The sequence below is a fragment of the Streptomyces sp. 15-116A genome, assembly GCF_025290915.1.
Classification (GTDB): Bacteria; Actinomycetota; Actinomycetes; order Streptomycetales; family Streptomycetaceae; genus Streptomyces.
The window spans coordinates 1-3533 of record NZ_JAOCQE010000429.1; the positions used below are offsets into that span (position 1 = coordinate 1).

Annotated in this window: 4 protein-coding genes; 2 read left to right on the top strand and 2 right to left on the bottom strand. The window is 70.3% G+C overall.

What is annotated here, in order from left to right; all coding sequences use genetic code 11:
• Positions 1 to 406: 406 nt before the first annotated feature.
• Positions 407 to 1264, top strand: coding sequence for a helix-turn-helix transcriptional regulator (locus N4P33_RS33795; protein ID WP_260830749.1), 858 nt, complete (start codon positions 407 to 409; stop codon positions 1262 to 1264).
• Between the two features lie 234 nt (positions 1265 to 1498).
• The gene (locus N4P33_RS33800) at positions 1499 to 1690 is read left to right on the top strand and encodes a DUF397 domain-containing protein (RefSeq protein WP_260830750.1); all 192 of its coding nucleotides are present in this window, start codon (positions 1499 to 1501) and stop codon (positions 1688 to 1690) included.
• Between the two features lie 132 nt (positions 1691 to 1822).
• Here the strand turns inward: N4P33_RS33800 and N4P33_RS33805 are convergent, their stop codons facing one another.
• Together N4P33_RS33805 and N4P33_RS33810 are read right to left on the bottom strand one after the other, a co-directional pair.
• Entirely contained in the window at positions 1823 to 2698 is an 876-nt protein-coding gene (locus N4P33_RS33805) for a MerR family transcriptional regulator (protein ID WP_260830751.1), read from the bottom strand.
• 100 nt (positions 2699 to 2798) lie between these two features.
• Entirely contained in the window at positions 2799 to 3308 is a 510-nt protein-coding gene (locus N4P33_RS33810; RefSeq protein ID WP_260830752.1) for a glutathione peroxidase, read from the bottom strand.
• Positions 3309 to 3533 lie beyond the last annotated feature (225 nt).

Sequence of the window (3533 nt, forward strand, 5' to 3'; positions counted from 1 at the left end):
GCGGGCCGCCAGGCCGGTCCGGGCGGCGGCAGGGGCGCGGCCGAACCGGCACGAGGCGTCCCGGCACAGCCGCGCCGCGGAACCATGGCGCGCGCCGTGGCCCACTGAGACGTACGTCCCCACCGGACCCGTCTCCACGGACCCACGGCACCACAGACCCGGTCACGGGAGCCGCTGTCCGAGCGGGGCGGAGAGAATGCACGGACTCTCTCCGCCCCGCTCGGCGTGCCCACGCAGGCCACATGTGTACCTCTTGTCCCCCTGTGTCCCCTCAGGCCCCCTGAACTGGCGTGTACCCGTCGGATATCGACCGTTTCCCAGCGGCGGCAAGCCCCTTGGTGGCAATCTGCTCAACAGCAGATACGCAAAGTCAGGAACCAGGCACGCAGCCGGAGGTGCACGTCCCGTGGCGTCCAATGTCAATCCCACCGTCAGGCGGCGCCGGCTGGGCCAGGAGCTGCGCCGGCTCCGTGAGCTCAAGGGCATGACGGCCGAGGAAGTGGCGGAACGGCTGCTGGTGTCGCAGTCGAAGATCAGCCGCCTGGAGAACGGCCGGCGCAGCATCAGCCAGCGCGACGTCCGCGACCTGTGCGGGGTCTACGAGGTGGAGGACCAGCGGATCGTCGAGTCGCTGATGCAGATGGCCAAGGACTCCCGGCAGCAGGGCTGGTGGCACGCCTTCGGTGACATCCCGTACAGCGTCTACATCGGCCTGGAGACGGACGCGGAATCCCTCAGGGTCTACGAACCCCAGATCATCACCGGCCTGTTGCAGACCCGGGCGTACGCGGAGGCCATCATCCAGGGCGGTTCGCCGGAGGCGTCGGAGGAGGACAACGACAAGCGCGTCGAGGTCCGGCTGCGCCGGCAGAGCCGTATCACCGCCGACAAGGACCCGCTGCGGCTGTGGGTGGTGCTGGACGAGGCGTCACTGCACCGCGTGGTCGGCAGCCGGCAGGTGATGCGCGAACAGCTGGAGCACGTCATGGAGATGAGCCGGCTGCCCCACATCACCGTGCAGGTGCTGCCGTTCGAGGTCGGCGCGCACGCTGGGATCAACGGCCAGTACTCGATCCTGGAGTTCGCCGACGCGGCCGACTCGAGCGTCGTCTACATCGAGGGCGTGACCAGCGACCTGTACCTGGAGAAGCCGCACGACGTGCAGAAGTACACCGTGATGTACGAGCACTTGAGGGCGCAGTCGCTGAACGTGGACGCCTCGCGCCAGCTCGTCGAGCGGATCGCCAAGGAGTACGCGCGCTGAGCTCCCGGCGGATCCGGCGGATGGAGGGCGGCATGCTACACGGCCCCCACGTCTGACGGGAAGTCTCACCTGGAATATGCCTCCGGTTGAGTGAAGGACTGCTCCGGAAGGGGAGGGTGGCGAGTAGCGTCGATCACGCCAACCACCAGTCGAGGTTGGCGCAATCCGTTCTGCGGGTCCATGCCGGAATGCGCAGCCCGGTGACGCAACTCAGCAACTGGCTACGGAGCGAACATGGCAATTCGTCTGGGCGCCACGGAAGCGTGGAAGACGTCCTCCTACACCAACAACAACGGCGCGTGCGTGATGGTCAGGTCGACCACCGTGGAAGCGCTGGAACTCGGCGACACCAAGGTGCCCGAGGGGCCGAAGCTGGCGATCCCCGCCGACGCGTGGAGCGCCTTCGTGGCCTCGGTCAAGTCCTAGCCCGGACGGCACCGCACCCGCCGCACGGCACCAGCACCACATGCACAAGCACCACGTGAGAGCCCTCTCGACGAGATCGCCGTCCTTGCCGAGAGGGCTCGGCTTGTGCCCGGACCTCCTGTGTCGGGGCCTCTACTTCACCGGAAAGGCCACGTCACACACCGGATCCTCGGCCCCTGCCGCCTCCCAGTCGGCGAAGTACACCTCCCGGCACGGCCCGTCCTGGCTCAGCCCATGCGCGGCGATCCACTCCTCCACCGCCTCGAACGCCGCCAGGATCTGCGGATGCGCCACCTGCGCCTTCGTGATCCTGGTGAACGCGAGCCGCCGGGCCGGCTCCACCCGAACCGTCGTTTCCCAGGCCCGCCCCCGGCGCTCGGCCCAGTCCCGCGCCGCCGCCTCGTCGGCGACCGGCACACACGCCTCCGCCGGACCGTCGCTCTCCATCGACACCTCGGCGTGATACGCCACGAACGGCACCCCGGCCACGCCCCCGCACTCCCGGGCCGCCTCCTCCAGCCGCCCCAGCGAAGCCCCGATCCAGGCCGGCAGCTCGTCCGCCAGCGTGTGCCGCTTCTCGGTGATCAGTACCTGCTCCGGCACGTCCACCGTCTCGACCACGAACTTCCCGTACATCTCGGAGCTCCTCCCCGACAGTCGTCCACGGAGGTACTCGGCGAGCGTCCGCTGCCCGGCGAGGCGGGCCTCGACGCCGGCCCAGTAGGCGGCGAGCCGCTCGGCCGCCTCCGTACCGCCACCCGCGTCGACGACCTCGGCGATCCGGGCGAGCGGCATGTCCAGCTGCCGCAGCAGCGCCACCAGCCGGGCGCGCTCGACCTGCCCGGGCCGGTAATAGCGGTAGCCGGTGACCGGGTCGACGTGTGCGGGCGCCAGCAGACCCAGCCGGTCGTACAGGCGCAGCGCCTTCGCCGACAGCCGGGCCCGCGCCGCGAACGCCCCGATGCTGAGCAGTTCCTCGTCCACGCCCTCGTCTACGCCGTCGTCCACGCCGCCATCCTCCGTCGCCGGGCGGCCTCTCCGCCCGGCGGCACCGACACTCGCCCCTGCCCCAAGGGCAAGGTCAAGGGGGTCCGGCGGGTCCGGCGGCTCAGCCCAGGGCGCTCTCCACGGCCGCGACGACCTCCGCCGACTCCGGCTCGGTCTGCGGCGCGAACCGGGCGACGACCTTGCCGTCCCGCCCGATCAGGAACTTCTCGAAGTTCCAGCGGATGTCCCCACTGTGCCCCTCACCGTCGGCGAACCCGACGAGCCGCTCGTACAGCGCGTGTCGGCCGTCCCCGTTGACCTCGACCTTCTCGGTCATCGGGAAGGTCACGCCGTACGTCGCCGAACAGAACTCGGCGATCTCCTCGGCACTGCCCGGCTCCTGCCCCATGAACTGGTTGCAGGGCACACCGAGCACGGTGAACCCCCGCTCGGCGTACCGCTCGTGCAGCCGCTCCAGCCCCGCGTACTGGGGCGTCAGCCCGCACTTGGAAGCGACGTTCACGACGAGCACGACCTGCCCGGCGTACTGTCCGAGCGTGGCGGATCCGCCGTTGAGGGCGCCGATCTCGACGTCGAGGGGTGAGGTGCCGCTGTTCTCTGCAATGGTCATGCGGGGATGCTAGCCGCGCCCGGTGAACACCCCGGCGTTCAGGTCACCGGTGGCCGGTGCCTTTCTGTCCTACCGAGTCGGGCGGTGGGTGAGCGAGGACCGGGGGTCCGGGGGCGGAGCCCCCGGGATGGGACGGGTAGGGGCGGCGGGGGCGAAAGACTCCCGGCCCCCGACCACCGCCGCCTCGACCACGACATCCCCGGCCCCCGTACGCACGTACAACAC